Genomic DNA, 16734 nt, shown 5'->3' with positions numbered 1-16734 from the left:
GTCGCGGAGGCCGAGCGAGGAGGCGGGACGTGCCGGTGGAGGTCACCTGGTGGGGTCATGCCACCTGCACGATCGAGGACTCCGGGGTACGTGTGTTGACCGACCCCCTCTTCGTACGGCGCTTCGCGCATCTGCGCCGCCGCCGGGGCGAGGTGCCGCCGCCGCAGGCCGCGCTCGCCGAGGTGGTGCTGGTCTCGCATCTGCACTCCGACCATCTGCATCTGCCCTCGCTCTCCCGGCTGGCCCCCGGCACCCGGCTGATCGTGCCGAGCGGCGCGGTCGCGGCCGTACCCGGGCTGAGGGCCCTGTGCCGGAAGCGGGAACTCGCCGTCACGGAGGTCCGGGCGGGCGACGAGGTCCGGGTCGGTGAGGTGCGGGTGCGGGCGGTCCCGGCGCTCCACGACGGGCGGCGGCTGCCGGTCGGGCCGCGCAAGGTGCCCGCGCTCGGTTACGTGGTCGAGGGCGAGGCCCGTACGTACTTCGCCGGGGACACCGGGCTCTACGACGAGATGGCGGACGCGGTGGGCGCGGTGGATGTGGCGCTGCTGCCGGTGGGCGGCTGGGGCCCGTACCTCGGCCACGGCCATCTGGACGCGTCCCGGGCCGCCGAGGCGCTGCGGCTGCTGGAGCCGCGCTCGGCGGTGCCGGTGCACTTCGGCACGTACTGGCCGATCGGTCTGGACGGGGTGCGGCCGCACGAGTTCCACGGGCCGGGCGACGAGTTCGTCCGGCAGGCGGGCATGCGGGCGCCCGAGGTGGCGGTGCACCTGTTGTCCCACGGCGAGCGGGTCCGGCCGGAGGGCGGCCGGTGATCCCGGAGCTCGAAACGGTGGTGGGGGCGCTGCCCACCGAGTCGACCCAGCAGGCCGTGGGCTACCCGACGCTGTTCCTGATGGTGGCGCTGGGGTCGCTGGTGCCGGTGATCCCGACGGGGGCGCTGGTGAGTTCGGCGGGGGTGGTGGCGCTCCACCAGTCGTCGCCGTTCTCGCTGCTCTTCGTCTTCCTGGTGGCCTCGGGGGCGGCGTTCCTGGGCGATGTCTGCCTCTACTGGCTGGGGCAGCGCGGGGTGCGCTCGAAGAACGGTTCGAAGTGGCTGGAGGCGCTCACGCGCCGGGCCGCGCCGGAGCGGCTCGCGCAGGCGCGGGAGAAGCTGGACGAGCACGGCGGGACGGTGCTGATCCTGTCCCGGCTGGTGCCGGCCGGGCGGATCCCGGTGATGCTGGCCTGCCTGCTGGGGAAGATGCCGCTCAAGACGTTCGCCCGGGGCGATGTGCCGGCGTGTCTGGCGTGGGCGGCGACGTACCAGCTGATCGGGATCCTGGGCGGTTCGCTCTTCCCGGAGCCGTGGCAGGGCGTGGTGGCGGCGGTGGCGCTGACCCTGGTGATCAGCGGGGCTCCGGCGGTGTGGCGGAGGGTGCGCGGGCGGTTCGGGCACGGGACGGGCGACGCGACAAGCTGACGTCGCCGGAGGCTCACCGCAGCTCCCCGAAGGCCGCCGCGAACGCGCTCAGCGCCCGCTCCACATGCGGCAGCTCCAGCGGTTCCGCCGCCGTCAGGGACACCCGCTGCTCCTCGGGCGTGGTCCCCAGCAGGGGTCCGGTGCCCAGGCGTACGCGCAGGGCGCCCAGCTCGTCCCCGAAGCGGTGGCCCCCCGGGGTGGGGGCGCCGAGCCGGTCGGTGAGGTACTCCTCCAGCTCCATGGAGTCCGTGACGCCGAGCTCCGCCAGCCGGGGGCGGAGCGGGCCGAGGTCCGCGTAGAGGTGGCGGCCCGCCTGCGGGGGGCGGGCCAGAGCGCCCGAGGTGAGGACGGCGCGGTGGGCGGCGGCGGCCACGTGTGCCTGGAGCCCGGCGGCCTGCCGGATCCGTTCCCGTACGGCCTCCGGCTCGCCGAGTGCGTGGGCGGCGGCGGGCGCGAGGGGACCGGCGACCAGGGCGCCCAGCGCGGTGAGGATGTCCAGCGTGCGGGCCCGGCGTACGGCCGCCCGCGCGGTGTCGGGGAAGCGGGCGACGGCGACCGGCCAGGCGGCGGGGGTGAGCGCGCCGGAGAGGTCGCTGATCACGGTGACGTCGTCGGGGCACATCTCGGCGGGGCTGAGCAGGACGGTGTCGCGGGGCCGGTGCACGGTGTCGCGCCAGGTCTCGTCGCTGATGATGTGCATCCCCTCGCCGACCGCCGCCTCGCAGGCCTCCCGCACCAGCTCGGGCGGGGCGACGGTGGCGGTGGGGTCGTCGGCGACGGAGAGCACCAGCAGTTTCGGCCGCCCGCCCTCGGCCCGTACCCGGCGCACGGTCTCCAGCAGGGCGTACGGGTCGGGGACGCCCCCGCACTCGGCGGGCGTCGGCACCTGGTAGGCGGGCCGCCCGAGCAGCCGGGCCTGCGGCATCCAGGTGGCCGGGCAGGGGCGGGGCATCAGGACGTCGCCGCCGTGGGCGGCGATCAGGGCGAGGAGGAGCGGCTGGCCGCCGGGGGCGGCGACGATGTTCTCCGGGCCGCCGTGGAGCCCGCGCCGGGCCCAGTAGGCGCAGGCCGCCTCGCGCAGGCCGTGGCCGCCGCCGGGCGGCTCGGGGCGGGTGCGGTCCGCCGCGGCGGCCAGGACGGCGGCCAGTCCGGGGAGGACCGGGAGGCCGGGGTCGGGGGCGGGAGGCCCGTAGCGGACGGGCCCGTGGTCCTCGTGCATTCCGGCCTCCTCCGCCGCCACCGCCGCTTCTACGGCTCCGGGGCGCTCTCCGGGCCCGTTGTGCTCCGGGGCGCTCTTGGCACCCTTTCTGCGTCCGGGGCGCTCTTGGGCCCTTTATACGGAGGTTCGGACCGGGCCGCCCGCCCAATTGCGCACCCGGGCGAGGCCGGGCCGTTGTGCCGGTGACCGGCGACGCGTGGCGAGGCTCTCAGCGCGCCTGCTGGTTCATCGGCCCGAGGCCGGGTATTCGCTGAGCCATGTCGCCCATGTCGTCACCGAACACGTCCTCCTCCTCCCCTGCCGTGGGAAAGGTACGGAACTGGCTGCAAGGACGGGACCTCGCCGTCTTCCACAGCGTCGCCGACCGGCACTGGCCGGGCGCCGACCCCCTGCTGCCCAAGCTGAGCCGGAGCGCCAACCACGGGCTGCTCTGGTTCGGGACGGCGGTCGGTATCGCGGCCCTCGGCTCCAGCGCGCGCTCCCGCCGGGCCGCGCTGCGCGGGGTCGCGTCGCTGGCCGTGGCCTCGGCGGCGATCAACACCGTCGGCAAGGGCGCGGTCCGGCGGCAGCGGCCGATACTCGATCAGGTGCCGGTCATGCGGCAGCTCAAGCGGCAGCCGATCACCACGTCCTTCCCCTCCGGCCACGCGGCCTCCGCCGCGGCCTTCGCCACCGGCGTCGCCCTGGAGTCGAGGGGCTGGGGCGCGGTCGTCGCCCCCGTGGCGGTGGCGGTGGCCGCCTCCCGCGTCTACACGGGCGTCCACTACCCGAGCGATGTGCTGGCCGGGGCCGCCCTCGGCATAGGAGCCGCGTTCGCCCTGCGCGGGGTCGTCCCCACCCGGGGTCAGCTCCCGGCTCCCGGCCGCCCGCCCGGTGAGGCGCCCGCGCTGCCCGGCGGCAAAGGGCTCGTGGTGGTGGTGAACGAGGCCTCCGGCACGGCGACGGCGACCGCGTCGATGGTGCGCGAGGTGCTGCCGCTGGCCGAGGTGGTCGAGTGCGCGCCCGCCGACCTCTCCACCGCCATGGAGAAGGCAGCGGGCCGGGGCCAGGCCCTGGGCGTCTGCGGGGGCGACGGCACGGTGAATCTGGCGGCCTCCGTCGCGGCGACGCACGGGATGCCGCTGGCGGTCTTCCCCGGCGGGACGCTCAACCACTTCGCCTACGACCTGGGCATCGAGACGGTCCAGGAGGCGGCGGCCGCGCTCACGGCGGGCGACGCCATACAGGTCGACCTGGGCAGGTTCCGCCCGGGCCCGAAGGGACCCGACGGGGCCGACGGCTACTTCCTCAACGCGTTCAGCCTGGGCGCCTATCCGGAGCTCGTGCGGACCCGGGAACACTGGTCGCCCCGGATCGGCGGCTGGCCGGCCGGGGTGCTCGCCGCCCTCCACGTACTGCGCGGCCAGCGCCCCCTGGAAGCCGAACTCCAGGGCCGCAAGCGCCCGTTGTGGCTGCTCTTCGTCGGCAACGGCCTCTTCCAGCGGGTCGGCCCGGCACCCGGCCGGCGCCACAACCTGGCGGACGGGCTGCTGGACGTGAGGGTGGTGCACGGCGGCCGGGGCCCGGCGCTCCGCCTGCTGGCGGCGGCGGTGGCCGGCCCGCTGACCCGCTCCCCCGCCCACGCGGCGGTGCGGCGGCGCCGGGTGCGGATCGCCGGGCTGGCTCCGGGGACTCCGTACGCGTACGACGGTGAAGTGGCCCACTCCGGGACCGAGTTGCTCATCGACAAGCTGCCGGAGGCGCTGACGGTCTACTGCCCGATGCACGTCTGACCACCACCCCCGCCGTCCGCATCGCAAGACACCCATCTCACCATCCGACATGGCGGCGTACGGTGGTCGGAGCGCGCAACCGCCGTTCCGAGAAAGGACGCCGCCATGCCGAAAGAGACCGCCGTCTACACCCACGGCCACCACGAGTCGGTGCTGCGCTCGCACCGCTGGCGGACCGCCGCCAACTCGGCGGGCTATCTGCTCGGTGAACTCCGCCCCGGCATGGCGGTGTTGGACGTCGGCTGCGGGCCCGGCACCATCACCGCCGACCTGGCGGCGCTGGTCGCGCCGGGCCGGGTGACGGCCGTCGACACCGGGACCGGGATCCTGGAGCAGGCAGCCGCGGTGGCCGCCGAACGCGGCCTGGAGAACGTCGAGTTCGCGGTCGCCGATGTCCACGCACTGGACTTCCCCGACGACTCCTTCGACGTCGTCCACGCCCACCAGGTGCTCCAGCATGTGGGCGACCCGGTCCAGGCGCTGCGCGAGATGCGGCGCGTCTGCCGGCCCGGCGGGGTGGTCGCGGCGCGCGACAGCGACTACGCGGCGATGGCCTGGTACCCGGAGACGCCCGGGCTTACGGAGTGGCAGGAGGTGTACCGGCGGGTGGCCCGCGCCAACGGCGGCGAGCCGGACGCCGGGCGGATGCTGCTCTCCTGGGCGCGGGAGGCCGGGTTCACCGACATCACCCCGACCGCCGCCGCCTGGTGTTTCGCCACCCCGGAGACCCGCGCCTGGTGGAGCGGGCTGTGGGCGGACCGTACGACGGACTCGGTCTACGCCGAACTGGCGGTACGGGGCGGCCATGCGAGCACCGAGCAGCTGACGGCCATCGCGGACACCTGGCGCGGCTGGGGCGAGGAGGGCGACGGCTGGTTCATGGTCCCGCACGGCGAGGTGCTCTGCCGGGGGTGAGCGGCGGGGCAGCCCCCGGCGCTGCGCCCCCGGATTCCGGCGGACCGGAACAGGGCCGGATCGGACCCGAATCGATCACACGCGCGGCGGGCGCCAACTACCCTCGTACGCATGGAGATCCTCGGAACCACGCTGCGTATCTGCGTCGACGACCTGGAGGCCGCGGTCGCCTTCTACCAGGGACTGACAGGCACCCCGGCCCAGCGCTTCGAGCGCGGCGGGGTGTCGGTCGCCGCGATCGGCTGCTTCCTGCTGATGAGCGGGCCCGAGTCGGAGCTGGAGGTGCTGCGCAAGGTGAGCGCGACCATCGCCGTGAAGAACGTCGACGAGGCGAACGCGGCGCTGACCCGGGCGGGTGCGCGGATCGTGGCGGGGCCGGTGCCGACCCCGGCGGGCCGCAACCTGATCGCGCTGCACCCGGACGGCTCGGTCTTCGAGTACGTCGACCGGAACGTGGCCGTCTGACCTACCGGCCCGGGACGGCACGTCAGGCAGGTGGTGCGAGCGCTCCGACGACGAGGTCGGCGAGCAGGGCGCCCGCGGTGCCGTCCGGGTCGAGGTCCGGGTCGTAGATGGTGACGTTGAGCCCGACGCAGCGCGGGGATGAGACCAACGTACGCAGCAGCGGGGCGAGTTCGTCGGGCATGAGGCCGCCGTCGTCGGGGCTGTCGACGGCGGGCATGACGCTCGGGTCGAGGACGTCGGCGTCCAGGTGGACCCAGTAGCCGTCGAGGGCGGGGGTCTCCAGGCTCTCCACAGCGGCGCGGGCCAGCTCGGCGGCGCCCCACTCCCGGATCTGGCCGACGGTCGCGTGGGGGATCTTCAGCGCGGCCAGCTCGGCCTGGTCCCCGTCCTCGTCCCGCATGCCGAAGAGGCGGACGTCCTCGTCCTTGAGGTAGGGCCGGAGCCCTTCGAGGTCGCTGAGGTCCGCCTGACCGCGCCCGGTGGCGATGGCCAGCTCCTCCCCGCCCGCCGCCCCGATCCGGTCGCTGTTGCCCAGGTGCCGGAAGTCGGCGGACCCGTCGACGGCGGCGAGCCCGTACCGGCCGAGGCGGCGCAGGGCGAGGGTGGCGCCGAGCTGGATGGAGCAGTCGCCGCCGAGGACGAGGGCGAACTCCCCTGCCCGTACGTGTCCTTCGATGCGGTCGGCGAGGGTGCGGGTGTACCGGGCGATGGCGGCGGCGTTGAAGACCCCGTCGCCCTCCTGCCAGTCCCCTCGGTCGTAGCGGGGCGGCACCACCACTCCGCCTTCCAGCGCGCCGGTCCGCTGCACGATCCGCTGCTCGCGCAGGGCGCCCGCCAGCTTGTAGCAGCCCGGGACGGTGCCGGGGGCGGGAGGCCGGAGGCCCAGGTTGGAGGGAGCGTCGAGAACCACGATGGTACGCATGCGCCCCATCCTCGCCGCCGGTCCCACATGCCCTCAAGGGGGTTACGAGGCTTCGGCGGCCGGTGCGGTGATCGCCCAGCGTTCGTGGTCCCGCCAGGCTCCGTCGATGTGGAGGAAATCGGGCGAGAACCCCTCCAGCCGGAATCCGGCGCGCCGGACCAGCGCGATGGAGGCCGCGTTGCCGGGCTGGATGTTGGCCTCCAGGCGGTGCAGGCCGAGCGGCCCGAAGGCCAGGTCCATGACGAGGCCGAGCGCTTCGCCCATCAGACCGCGCCCGGCCGCGTGGGCGAAGGCCCCGTAGCCGAGGGCGCCGCAGCGGAAGCCGCCGAGGACGATGTTGTTGATGTTGATGAACCCGGCGATGGCCCCCTCAGCCCGGCCTTCACCACCCTCGCCGCCTTCGCCTCGCTCGCAGATCAGGAAACCCTCGCGGGCCGGGTCCCGGGCGAGGGTCTCGGCGTACGCGGCGTAGGTGTCGGCCCGCTCCGGCGGGAAGAGCCAGGGGCGGTGGAGGGTGCGGCTCTCCCGGGCGCGGGCCGTGAACTCCGCCGCGTCGGCCTCGGTGAAGCGGCGCAGACCCGTGCGCGGGCCTTCGGCGAGATACGGGGACGTCGGCGTCCTGTGACCGTTCGGATCGGGCATCGTCCCAGCGTACGACGGGTACGGACGGCCGGCGGGCGGGGTCCCCCCGGCCTCCGGCGTCACCGGCCCTTGCGGCGGAACAGGTAGCCGCCGCAGACCAGCCCGATGAGGAACATCGCGAGCAGGGCGAGCCAGAGCGGCATGGTCACTTCGGGGATCAGCACCCGGATGGTGACCGTCCTGGTGTTCACGCAGATGAACACGATGACCAGTACGACCAGCACGCCGACGGCGATGCGCCCCGGGGTCCACAGCCCGGTGCCGCGCCTGCCGCCGCTCGTGACGTCCTTGGGGCTCATGGGTCCGGTCCTTCCGCTCGCCACTCGCGTCCGGCCCGTCCGTCGTGCCACGCGGCCGCCCCCCGGGGTCCCCAGCATGGCTCGCTGCCGGGTCCGGGGGGCGGTGGTGTTGGACCGTTCGGGTGAAGGGGGCGGTCTCAGCCGGCCGGGACCACCGGGAGTTCCAGTACGCCGGTGTCCTCGGGGGCGCTCACCACGGTGACGGGCTTGATGCCCCGGTTGCCGAAGTACGCGGTGTCGCTGGCGGCGATCACGAACTCCAGCCGGTGCCCCTTCTCGTACCGGTGGACGATGCCGGGCAGCTCCACCGTGAAGGGCCGGGTGACATCGGGAACCCTGACCGGTGAGACGAGCCGGTTGACCAGGGTCCTGGTGCCGTCGGGGGCGACGTCGTACACCTTGGCGAAGAGGACGAGCTTGTCGGAGGCGTCTCCGCTGTTCTGGACCCGCTCCGCCTTCGGGGAGACCACCTTCAGCGTGGCCTTCGGGGCGCCGACCACGTCGACCGGTGCGGTGAGCGGGGCGGTGCGCCAGCCGAGGTAGGTGCCCTTGGTGTCGTACGGCTTCGGGTCGGGCAGTCCGATCAGCGGGGCGATGGAGCTCTCCGAATGGCTGCTCGGCACAAGCCAGTTGGTGTACTGGCGGCTGCCGCGGACCACCTTGGAGCGGTTGTCGACGAGCTTGCCGTCGCCCGAGAGGTACATCTTCTGCGAGAGAGCGGGCAGTTCGGCGGCCGTGCCGTAACCGCTCTGCCAGGAGCGGTAGTAGGCGAACTCGGGTCCGGTGTCGGTCTCCGTCTTCTTCTGGAGGTACCGGTCGAACCAGGCGAGCACCCGCTGACCGACGTAGCTGGTCTCCAGATTGCCTTCGCTCAGGTCGAGTTCGCCGGGGACCTGGCCGCCGCTGTGGCCCCAGGACTGCCAGATCATCTTGGCCGTGGTGCCCTGCGCCTTGAGGGTGTCGTAGGTGGCGGTGGCCTCGTTGAGGTTGAAGAGGCTGTCGGCCTGGCCCTGGACGATCAGGGTGGGGGCCTTGACCCGGTCGAGGTAGGAGACGGGCGAGACGCTGCGCGCGTAGGCGAGCATGGCGTCGGCCTTGTCGGCCGGGTAGCGGCCGGAGTTGAGGAGGCGGATGGTCTCGCAGGCCTGGGCGGCGAAGTGCAGGCAGTCCAGCCGGTTGAAACGGGAGGGGTCCAGGCTCGGATTGAGGAGCGGCTGCCCCTCGCCGATCAGGTAGAACCCGTTGGTCCACTGCCACTTGAAGACGCCGGGGGTGTCGGAGGTGACACCGGTGCGCGCCCCGGTGTTGTTGGGGGCGAGCGCGTAGGCGAGGTCGTTCCAGGTGATGAGCGGGACGAGGGCGTCGACGCGGGGGTCGGTGGAGGCGGTGGCCAGTTGGATGGCGCCGCCGTAGGAGCCGCCGATCATGCCGACGCGCGGGTCGCCCTCGTCGTCCCGGACGACGTAGTCCGCGCGGGTGCCGTCGTCGGCCGCGCGGGTGCCGCCGAGGAAGTCGAGGAGCCCGCTCGCGGCCTTTCCGTCGATGGCGGGGTCGTCCAGGGTGATCAGGCAGCCGGACTTGCCGAAGCCGAGGCCGGAGTAGACGAGGCCGACGTAGCCCCGGGCGGCGACGGCCTTGCCGATGGCGTCGGTCGATCCGTCGGACTTGCTGCCGCCGAAGCCGTTGGTGGCGAGGACGGCGGGGGCGGGGCTCTCCGCGTCGACGCCGGCGGGGCGGTAGAGGTCGGCGTCGACCACGCAGGAGCGGCCGCCCGCCTGGACGGTGAACTTGAGCGGGGTGACGGTGTACGGGGCGGCCTCGGCGTGGGCCGGGCCGGAGAGGACGAGGGGGGCGGCGAGGGCAGCCGCCGCGACCGCGACGAGCGGGTTGCGCAAGCTGGAAACAGCACCTGACACGAAGACCTCCACACCGAGGACACCTTACCGACCGGTAAGTATTGGGTCGCGCTCATGCTGTGACACGTGTCATAGCCGTGTCAACGGTCAGGACAGCGGTTGTTGACGGACCTTCACACAAGGAGGCCCGGGGCGGACTTGGAGCGCCCGGGCCCAGGGGGTGTCCGGCGGATCTTGACCGGGTCCGCCGGACACCCCCTAGAGGAGCGCTGGGACCTCGGCGGTCAGCGTGCAACGGCCGCCGTCCGCGGGGGCGTCGAGTACCGCGGGCACCCCCAGCGGGACCGTCAGCGCGGTCGGGCCGTGGCCGAACCCCAGCTCCTCGATCACGGGTATCCCGAGCGGGCCGAGCCGGTCGGCCAGCACGGCGCGGATCTTCTCGTACGGTCCGCACTCCTGCCAGGAGCCGCAGACCACCCCGGAGACCCCCTCCAGGGCGCCGGAGCGCAGCAGCCGGGTGAGGATGCCGTCGAGGCGGTAGGGCTCCTCCCCGGTGTCCTCGATGACGAGGAGGCCGCCCCGGGCGTGCGGGGTGCCGGTGGCGGCGGCGAGCAGGCTGACGCAGCCCCCGTACAGAATCCCGTGTGCCCGCCCCGGGATCAGGGCGGTGGCCGTGTCCAGGCCGAGGGTCAGGACCTTCTCCGGCTCGAAGAGTGTGGCGCGCAGGTGCTCACGGGTGGCCGCGTCCTTCAGGAACGCCTCGGTGGCCACCATCGGTCCGTGCAGGGTGGCGAATCCGGCCCGCAGGGCGAACGCCTCGTGCAGGGCGGTGATGTCGCTGTAGCCGACGAACACCTTGGGCCCGGCGTCCCGGATGGCCGCCCAGTCGACCAGGTCCACCATCCGGTGGGCGCCGTACCCGCCCCGGGCGCAGAACACCGCGTCCACGGACGGATCGCACCAGGCCGCCTGGAGATCGGCCGCCCGGTCCGCGTCGGCCCCCGCCAGATAGTCCAACTCCGGGTGTACGTGGAGGACATGAGGTGCCACGACCGGTTCCAGGCCCCAGTCGCGCAGCGTCCCGAGCCCCTCCTCCAGCCGGTCGGCGGGGACGGGCCCGCTGGGCGCGACGACGGCGACCCGCGCGCCGGGGCGCAGCCGGGACGAGCGGATCAAGGGAGCCATCCGCGAAGGAACCGGCGTCACTTCTTCAGCTCCAGCGGCGCCACATCACTCCGGTCGATACCGAACGTCTGTACGTAGAGGGAGAGTTCGGCCTCCAGTGCCCGGATCAGGGTCTCCGCCCGCCGGAACCCGTGCCCCTCCCCCTCGAAGGCGATGTACGCGTGCGGCACGCCCCGCCCCGCGACGGCGGCCAGGAACCGGTCGCACTGGGAGGGCGGGCAGACCAGGTCGTCCAGCCCCTGGAGCAGCAGGAACGGGGCGGTGAGCCGGTCGGTGCCGTTGATCGGCGCGCGTTCGCGGTACCGCTCGGGCACCTCGGCGGCCGGTCCGATCAGGGACTCCAGGTACTGCGACTCGAAGTCGTGCGTGCCCTCCGTCGACCAGCCCTTCAGGTCCAGGACCGGGTAGAGGATCGTGCCGCAGGCGTAGCGGTCGGTGGAGATGAGCGAGGAGGCGGCGGTCCAGCCGCCCGCGCTGCCGCCCCGGACCGCGAGCCGGCCGGGGTCGGCCGCGCCCTCCGCGACCAGGGCGTCGACGACGGCCGCGCAGTCCGCCACGTCGACAACTCCCCACTGTTCGCGGAGCCGTTCGCGGTAGCGGCGGCCGTAGCCGGTGGAGCCGCCGTAGTTCACGACGGCGACCCCGATGCCGCGCGAGGTGAAGTAGGCGATCTCCAGGTCGAGGACGAGCGGTGCGTGTCCGGTGGGGCCCCCGTGCACGGCGACGAGGTACGGGGGCAGTTCCCCCTCGGGCGCGGTGCGTTCGGGGCTGTGCGGCGGATAGATGTGGGCGTGGATCTCGCGGCCGTCGGAGCCCGTGAACGTCCGGTCCTGCGGTACGGGGAGGTAGGCCGGGTCGACGGCGTCGTGGTGGGCCGATCCGATGACGCGGGTGCGCCCGGTCGCTGTGTCCAGCTCCACCACCTCGTAGCCGGTGCGCGGCCCCGCCGCGACGCCGACGACCCGGCTGCCGTGCACGGCGAGGGTGTCGGCCCAGGTGGACCGGTGTCCGGGGACGTCGGCGAGTTCGCCGGTCTCCGGGTCGAGGATGCCGAGCCGCTGGGAGCCCCGGCCATGCAGGACGGCGATGAGCCCGTTCTCCAGCGGGTGGAACCAGCGCAGCCCGATCTTCCACAGCGGCCCGCCGAACTCCTCGCCCCGGGGCGGGAGCAGACGGCTGCTGGGCACCACTCCCCCGGCCACGGCGTCGGGGCGGATGCGCTGGAGCTCCCACCAGTCGGCGAGGTCGGAGACGAACAGGAGGCTGCCGTCGCGGTCCCACTCGATCTGGCAGACCGACTCGTCGACATCGCCCACCAGGGGCCGTACACCGGTGAATTCACCGGTCTCCGTGATGTCCGCCAGCATCACCACCGTGCCGTCCCACGGCATCCGGGGGTGGTCCCAGGCGATCCAGGCGGCCCGCCGCCCGTCGTGCGAGACCCGGGGGCCGGTGACGAACCGGTGGCTGCCGTTGGAGAGTTCCCGTACGGCGGAGCGGTCCTCGGCGGCCGAGCCGTCCAGCGGTACGGCGGCGACCACCCGGCGTACATCGGTCGGCCCGGGACCGGTGAACTCCTCGAGGACGCACCAGACTTCGCCCTGCTCGCCCCGGTCCAGGCACACCTGCGGGTCCACCCAGCGCAGCCCGCCGCCGACGTCCGAGAGCGGGGTCAGCGGCCGGGGCGCGTCCGGCCCGTCGGGGGCGTACACGTACAGCCGCTGGTCGGCGAAGTGGACGAAGACGACGAGCGGCCCGCCCTCCTCGCGCACCGCGCCCGCCCAGGGCTGTCCGCCGTACTCGATCACCCGGCTGCGCGGGTTCCACGGGGCGGGCAGCACGGAGGCCGTGGTGCCGTCAGGGCGCCGGCGCACCAGGGCCCGGCGCCCGCCTTCGGCCGGGCGCGGCTCGGTCCACCACACCTCGTCGCCGACGGTGGAGAGGTGGTCGGGGCGGCCGTCGTGCGAGGCGGCGAGGGCCGCGTCGATCGGCGACGGCCAGGAGCCGTACGGGGCTTCGGGCACGGTGTTCACGGTGGAGGTCCCCCCCAGGGTCCGGTCGAACGACATCGGTCGAACAGTGCTGGTCAGGCGGTGCTGGTCAGGGTGCTGGTCAAGCCAGACGGATCAGGCGGTGCGCAGGTAGTGGTCCAGGACGCGGACGCCGAAGTGGAGGGCGTCGACGGGGACGCGCTCGTCGACGCCGTGGAAGAGCGCCTGGTAGTCGAGGCCCGGGGGCATCTTGAGCGGCGAGAAGCCGTAGCCGGTGATGCCCAGCTTCGCGAACTGCTTGGCGTCCGTGCCGCCCGACATGCAGTACGGGACGGTGTGCGCGCCGGGGTCGAACCGCTCCACGGCGGCGCGGAGTTTGGCGTACGTCGGTGAGTCGACCGGGGCCTGGAGGGCCTGCTCGCGGTGGTAGAAGTCCCACGAGACGTGGGGGCCGGTGAGCCGGTCCAGGGTCTCGCGGAACTCCTCGTCCCCGCCGGGGACCGTACGGCCGTCGATGAGGGCGGTGGCGTGGCCGGGGATGACGTTGACCTTGTAACCGGCGTCCAGCATCGTCGGGTTGCTGCTGTTGCGGATGGTGTTCTGCACGAGCGTGGCGGCCGGGCCGAGCTTGGCGAGGAGCTCGGCGACGTCGAAGCCGGGGTCGTCCAGGTCGGCGGTGATGCCGTGCAGGGCGGCGATCTCGGTGATCGCGGAGCGTACGGTCGGGGTGAGGCGGATGGGCCACTCGTGCTCGCCGATCCGGGCGGCGGCGGCCGCCACGGCGGTCACCGCGTTCTCCCGGTTGACCTTGGAGCCGTGCCCGGCCCGGCCCTCGGCGGTCAGCTTCAGCCAGGCGGTGCCGCGCTCGCCCGCCCCGATCGGGTAGAGGGAGAGGCCGTGCCCGGCGTGGAAGGTGAACGCACCGGACTCGCTGATGCCTTCCGTACACCCTTCGAAGAGTCCGGGGTGCTGCTCGGCGAGGAAGCCCGCGCCGTCGGCGGCGCTGTCCTCCTCGTCGGCGGTGTACGCGATGACGATGTCGCGGCGGGGGCGGAACCCCTCGCGCGCCCAGCCCCGGACGACGGCGAGGACCATCGCGTCCATGTTCTTCATGTCGACGGCCCCGCGCCCCCACACCACCCCGTCGCGGACCTCGCCGGAGAAGGGGTGCACGGACCAGTCGGCGGGCTCGGCGGGCACCACGTCCAGGTGGCCGTGGACGAGCAGCGCGTCGGCCGACGGGTCGGTGCCGGGGATCCGGGCGACGACGTTGGTCCGGCCCGGGGTGCGCTCCAGGAGCACCGGATCCAGACCGGCCCCGGCGAGCCGCTCGGCGGTGTACTCGGCGGCCGGGCGCTCCCGGCACTCGCCGCCGCCCCGGTTGGTCGTGTCGATCCGGATCAGTTCGGACGTGAACGCGACCACTTCGTCGAGGGCCTGCTCGTCCACGGGGCCGAGCGGGCCGGGGGCGTCAGCCATATTGTTCCTCCACGGCGGACGACACGATGGTCGTCACCGCCTTGAACGTGCGGATACCTTCGTACATCGTCCCGCTGGTGTAGGCGACGCGCCTCTCACCGCTGGGCGCGACGCCGGGCACCACGGTCGCCGCGGCAGCCAGATGCTCGGCGTCGAACTCCAGCTCCACGGTGTACGTCCCGCCGGTGACGGGGGTCTGGCGGACGGCGAGCGCGGCGGCGTCCCGCGCGGCCGTCCGGATGTCTGCGGCGGTACGGGCCGGGGTGCGGCACACGGCCGCGTACCGCGATACGTAGTCCTTCACGGCGACCTTGCGGGCCTCGGGGGCATATCCCCCGGCGTCCACGCAGGTCAGGTCGTCGCCGGTGACGAGGACGACGGGGACGCCGTACTCGGCGGCGACATGGGCGTTGAGGAGGCCCTCACTGGCGCGGTCGCCGTTGAGCCAGACGCCGGTGATGGAGTTGGCCAGGTAGGTGTGGGCGAGGACCCCCTCCGTACCGGCGCCGGTGTGGTAGCCGACGAAGGCGATGCCGTCGACGTCCCCGTGCTGGATGCCCTCCACCATCGAGAGCGACTTGTGCCGGCCGGTGAGCATCTGGACCCGGTCGTCCAGCTGCTCGAGGAGCAGGTTCCGCATGGACCAGTGGGCCTCGTTGATGAGGACCTCGTCGGCGCCGCCGTCGTAGAACCCGAGGGCGGCCGCGTTCACGTCGGAGGTGAACATCGGCCGGCAGCGCTCCCACTGCGGGGTGCCCGGCAGCACGTCGGCCGGCCAGGTCACTCCGGTGGCGCCCTCCATGTCGGCGCTGATGAGGATCTTCATGCCGCCACACCGTACGCCCCGGCGGCGGGCTGAGCCAGGGAGGGTGCCCTTGTCACCGCTCCGACCGGCCGAAGGTCCCTCCGGTGGGCTCCTGAGGGGGCGTGCGAACACGCCGCGCGAACACTATGAACGCAACGCGCACGGGGGTTCTCCCGCCGCCCGGCCGCTTTCTAGCATCCCCGGCATCGCGGCACACGTCAGCGCCGTGCAGAGAGCCAGGAGCCCCGCCCGTGCACACCACCACCCCCCACGTCCCCGTCCGCCCCGCCCCGATGTACCGCCGCGGCCGGCGCCGGACCGCCGCGCTGGCGGCCCTCCTCGCTGCGGCGTTCCTCGCCACGGCCGGGCACGCTCCCCTGGCCCGGGCGGAGACGGCCGCCCCCGCCCCCGCCGGCTGCCCGGCCGTGCTGGCCGGCCAGGCACGTTGCTACACCGGGCAGGACACCAAGGGGGCGCACTACGCCATCGCCGTCCCCACCCGCTGGAACGGCTCCCTGGTCGTGCACGCCCACGGCGGCCCCGACCTGGGCGAGGCCTCCGACCCGTCCCGCTCCACCGAAGACCTGGAACGCTGGGCCGTCATGGTGAAGGAGGGGTACGCCTGGGCCGGCTCCTCCTACCGGCGCGGCGGCTACGGGACACGGATGGCGGCTGCCGACACCGAGAGCGTGCGCCGGGTGTTCGTCGACCGGTTCGGGAGGCCGGGGCGGACCTTCGTGCACGGCCAGTCCTGGGGCGGCGACGTGGCCGCGAAGGTGGCGGAGACGTACGGGCACAAGCCGGGCGCGTACGACGGGGTGCTGCTGACCAACGGCGTCCTCGGGGGCGGCTCGCGCGGCTACGACTACCGCGTCGACCTGCGCGTGGTCTACCAGTTCTACTGCGGCAACCACCCGCGCCCCACCGAGCCGCAGTACCCGCTCTGGCAGGGGCTCCGCCCGGACTCCACGATGACGGCCGCCGGGCTGCGCGCCCGGCTGCGGGAGTGCACCGGGTTCGACGCCGAGCCCTCCGAGCGGACCGCGCTCCAGCAGCGCAACCTCGACGACATCCTCGCCGTCACCGGCATCCCGGAACGCACCCTGGAGTCGCATCTGCGGTTCGCGACGTTCACGTTCCGCGACATCGTCTCGACGCGGCTCGGCGGCCGTAACCCGTTCTCCAACCAGGGTGTGCGGTACGCCGGTTCGCATGACGACCGGGCGCTCAACGCGGGCGTGGAGCGGTTCGCGGCCGACCCCGCCGCCCGCCGGGACCTCTCCTGGGACAGCGACCTCACCGGCCGGGTCTCCCTGCCGGTCCTCACCCTGCACGCGATCGACGACCCGACGGCCTTCGTGGAGCACGAGGCGGCCTACCGGTCCACGCTCCGGGGTGCGGGCCGGGCACACCACCTCGTGCAGAGCTTCACGCGCGAGAGCGAGCACAGCGGGCTGAGCGACGCGGAGTACGCCAACTCCATCGCCGCTCTGGACCACTGGACGCACACCGGGAGCAAGCCCACCCCGCGCTCGCTGGCCGCCTCGTGCGCCGCCTTCGACCGGACGTACGGCACGGGCTGCTTCTACGACCCGGCGTTCCGCCCGGCCCCGTACGCCTCCCGGGTCCTGCCCCGGCCGGGCGGCCACCACTGGCCCGCCATGACCGCCGGGCAGGAGCGGGCGTGGAGCCGGATCGACGGGGTGGGCATCGCGCCCTGATCCG

Annotated in this window: 15 protein-coding genes; 6 read left to right on the top strand and 9 right to left on the bottom strand. The window is 73.8% G+C overall.

Annotation, left to right across the window (positions count from 1 at the left end; all coding sequences use genetic code 11):
* Window positions 1-29 precede the first annotated feature (29 nt).
* Entirely contained in the window at window positions 30-812 is a 783-nt protein-coding gene (locus GTY67_RS30300) for an MBL fold metallo-hydrolase (protein WP_176727599.1), read from the top strand.
* Entirely contained in the window at window positions 809-1459 is a 651-nt protein-coding gene (locus GTY67_RS30295) for a DedA family protein (RefSeq protein WP_161281139.1), read from the top strand. Before GTY67_RS30300 ends, GTY67_RS30295 begins: the two co-directional genes overlap by 4 nt.
* A gap of 13 nt (window positions 1460-1472) precedes the next feature.
* Here the strand turns inward: GTY67_RS30295 and GTY67_RS30290 are convergent, their stop codons facing one another.
* A complete protein-coding gene (locus GTY67_RS30290) occupies window positions 1473-2678 on the bottom strand; it encodes an aminotransferase class I/II-fold pyridoxal phosphate-dependent enzyme (RefSeq protein WP_161281138.1) in 1206 nt (401 codons plus the stop codon).
* Window positions 2679-2944: 266 nt separating this feature from the next.
* Here GTY67_RS30290 and GTY67_RS30285 point away from each other — a divergent pair, with 266 nt between their 5' ends.
* From GTY67_RS30285 to GTY67_RS30275, 3 genes are all read left to right on the top strand, one after another.
* On the top strand, window positions 2945-4450 hold the full coding sequence (locus GTY67_RS30285; protein ID WP_093693782.1) for a bifunctional phosphatase PAP2/diacylglycerol kinase family protein: 1506 nt from the start codon (window positions 2945-2947) through the stop codon (window positions 4448-4450).
* Window positions 4451-4555: 105 nt separating this feature from the next.
* Window positions 4556-5365, top strand: a complete 810-nt coding sequence (locus GTY67_RS30280; RefSeq protein WP_093693783.1) for a methyltransferase domain-containing protein — start codon at window positions 4556-4558, stop codon at window positions 5363-5365.
* Window positions 5366-5476: 111 nt separating this feature from the next.
* Complete coding sequence (locus GTY67_RS30275; protein ID WP_093693784.1) at window positions 5477-5830, top strand: VOC family protein; 354 nt, start codon at window positions 5477-5479, stop codon at window positions 5828-5830.
* Between the two features lie 22 nt (window positions 5831-5852).
* On the opposite strand, the gene GTY67_RS30270 is transcribed toward GTY67_RS30275, so the two are convergent.
* The 8 genes from GTY67_RS30270 to GTY67_RS30235 all read right to left on the bottom strand — a co-directional run bounded on the left by GTY67_RS30270 (window position 5853) and on the right by GTY67_RS30235 (window position 15030).
* Window positions 5853-6752 carry an arginase family protein gene (locus GTY67_RS30270; protein WP_161281137.1) on the bottom strand — a complete coding sequence of 300 codons (900 nt, stop codon included), beginning with the start codon at window positions 6750-6752 and terminating at the stop codon, window positions 5853-5855.
* 42 nt (window positions 6753-6794) lie between these two features.
* Window positions 6795-7394, bottom strand: coding sequence for a GNAT family protein (locus GTY67_RS30265; RefSeq protein WP_161281136.1), 600 nt, complete (start codon window positions 7392-7394; stop codon window positions 6795-6797).
* A 59-nt stretch (window positions 7395-7453) separates the two neighbouring features.
* Window positions 7454-7693: a LapA family protein gene (locus GTY67_RS30260; protein ID WP_161281135.1), complete on the bottom strand. Its 240-nt coding sequence runs from the start codon at window positions 7691-7693 to the stop codon at window positions 7454-7456.
* A 137-nt stretch (window positions 7694-7830) separates the two neighbouring features.
* The gene (locus tag GTY67_RS30255) at window positions 7831-9588 is read right to left on the bottom strand and encodes a CocE/NonD family hydrolase (RefSeq protein WP_161281645.1); all 1758 of its coding nucleotides are present in this window, start codon (window positions 9586-9588) and stop codon (window positions 7831-7833) included.
* A gap of 219 nt (window positions 9589-9807) precedes the next feature.
* Window positions 9808-10734, bottom strand: coding sequence for an LD-carboxypeptidase (locus GTY67_RS30250; RefSeq protein WP_161281134.1), 927 nt, complete (start codon window positions 10732-10734; stop codon window positions 9808-9810).
* Between the two features lie 17 nt (window positions 10735-10751).
* Window positions 10752-12767: a prolyl oligopeptidase family serine peptidase gene (locus tag GTY67_RS30245; protein ID WP_161281644.1), complete on the bottom strand. Its 2016-nt coding sequence runs from the start codon at window positions 12765-12767 to the stop codon at window positions 10752-10754.
* A gap of 93 nt (window positions 12768-12860) precedes the next feature.
* On the bottom strand, window positions 12861-14204 hold the full coding sequence (locus tag GTY67_RS30240) for a M20/M25/M40 family metallo-hydrolase (protein ID WP_161281133.1): 1344 nt from the start codon (window positions 14202-14204) through the stop codon (window positions 12861-12863).
* Window positions 14197-15030 (bottom strand): M55 family metallopeptidase, encoded by an 834-nt coding sequence (locus tag GTY67_RS30235; protein WP_093693791.1) that lies wholly within the window; start codon window positions 15028-15030, stop codon window positions 14197-14199. Before GTY67_RS30235 ends, GTY67_RS30240 begins: the two co-directional genes overlap by 8 nt.
* A gap of 272 nt (window positions 15031-15302) precedes the next feature.
* Here GTY67_RS30235 and GTY67_RS30230 point away from each other — a divergent pair, with 272 nt between their 5' ends.
* Window positions 15303-16730, top strand: a complete 1428-nt coding sequence (locus GTY67_RS30230; protein ID WP_161281643.1) for a hypothetical protein — start codon at window positions 15303-15305, stop codon at window positions 16728-16730.
* Window positions 16731-16734 lie beyond the last annotated feature (4 nt).

The organism is Streptomyces sp. SID8374, assembly GCF_009865135.1.
Lineage (GTDB): Bacteria > Actinomycetota > Actinomycetes > Streptomycetales > Streptomycetaceae > Streptomyces.
The sequence above is the reverse complement of the archived record's forward strand: the minus strand, read 5'-3'. Positions and strand labels throughout refer to the sequence as shown.

Coding starts and splice junctions, on each gene's coding strand:
- GTY67_RS30290 (WP_161281138.1), bottom strand. CDS start 2,678: ATGCACGAGGACCACGGGCCCGTCCGCTACGGGCCTCCCGCCCCCGAC.
- GTY67_RS30285 (WP_093693782.1), top strand. CDS start 2,945: ATGTCGTCACCGAACACGTCCTCCTCCTCCCCTGCCGTGGGAAAGGTA.
- GTY67_RS30280 (WP_093693783.1), top strand. CDS start 4,556: ATGCCGAAAGAGACCGCCGTCTACACCCACGGCCACCACGAGTCGGTG.
- GTY67_RS30275 (WP_093693784.1), top strand. CDS start 5,477: ATGGAGATCCTCGGAACCACGCTGCGTATCTGCGTCGACGACCTGGAG.
- GTY67_RS30270 (WP_161281137.1), bottom strand. CDS start 6,752: ATGCGTACCATCGTGGTTCTCGACGCTCCCTCCAACCTGGGCCTCCGG.
- GTY67_RS30265 (WP_161281136.1), bottom strand. CDS start 7,394: ATGCCCGATCCGAACGGTCACAGGACGCCGACGTCCCCGTATCTCGCC.
- GTY67_RS30260 (WP_161281135.1), bottom strand. CDS start 7,693: ATGAGCCCCAAGGACGTCACGAGCGGCGGCAGGCGCGGCACCGGGCTG.
- GTY67_RS30250 (WP_161281134.1), bottom strand. CDS start 10,734: ATGGCTCCCTTGATCCGCTCGTCCCGGCTGCGCCCCGGCGCGCGGGTC.
- GTY67_RS30240 (WP_161281133.1), bottom strand. CDS start 14,204: ATGGCTGACGCCCCCGGCCCGCTCGGCCCCGTGGACGAGCAGGCCCTC.
- GTY67_RS30235 (WP_093693791.1), bottom strand. CDS start 15,030: ATGAAGATCCTCATCAGCGCCGACATGGAGGGCGCCACCGGAGTGACC.
- GTY67_RS30230 (WP_161281643.1), top strand. CDS start 15,303: ATGTACCGCCGCGGCCGGCGCCGGACCGCCGCGCTGGCGGCCCTCCTC.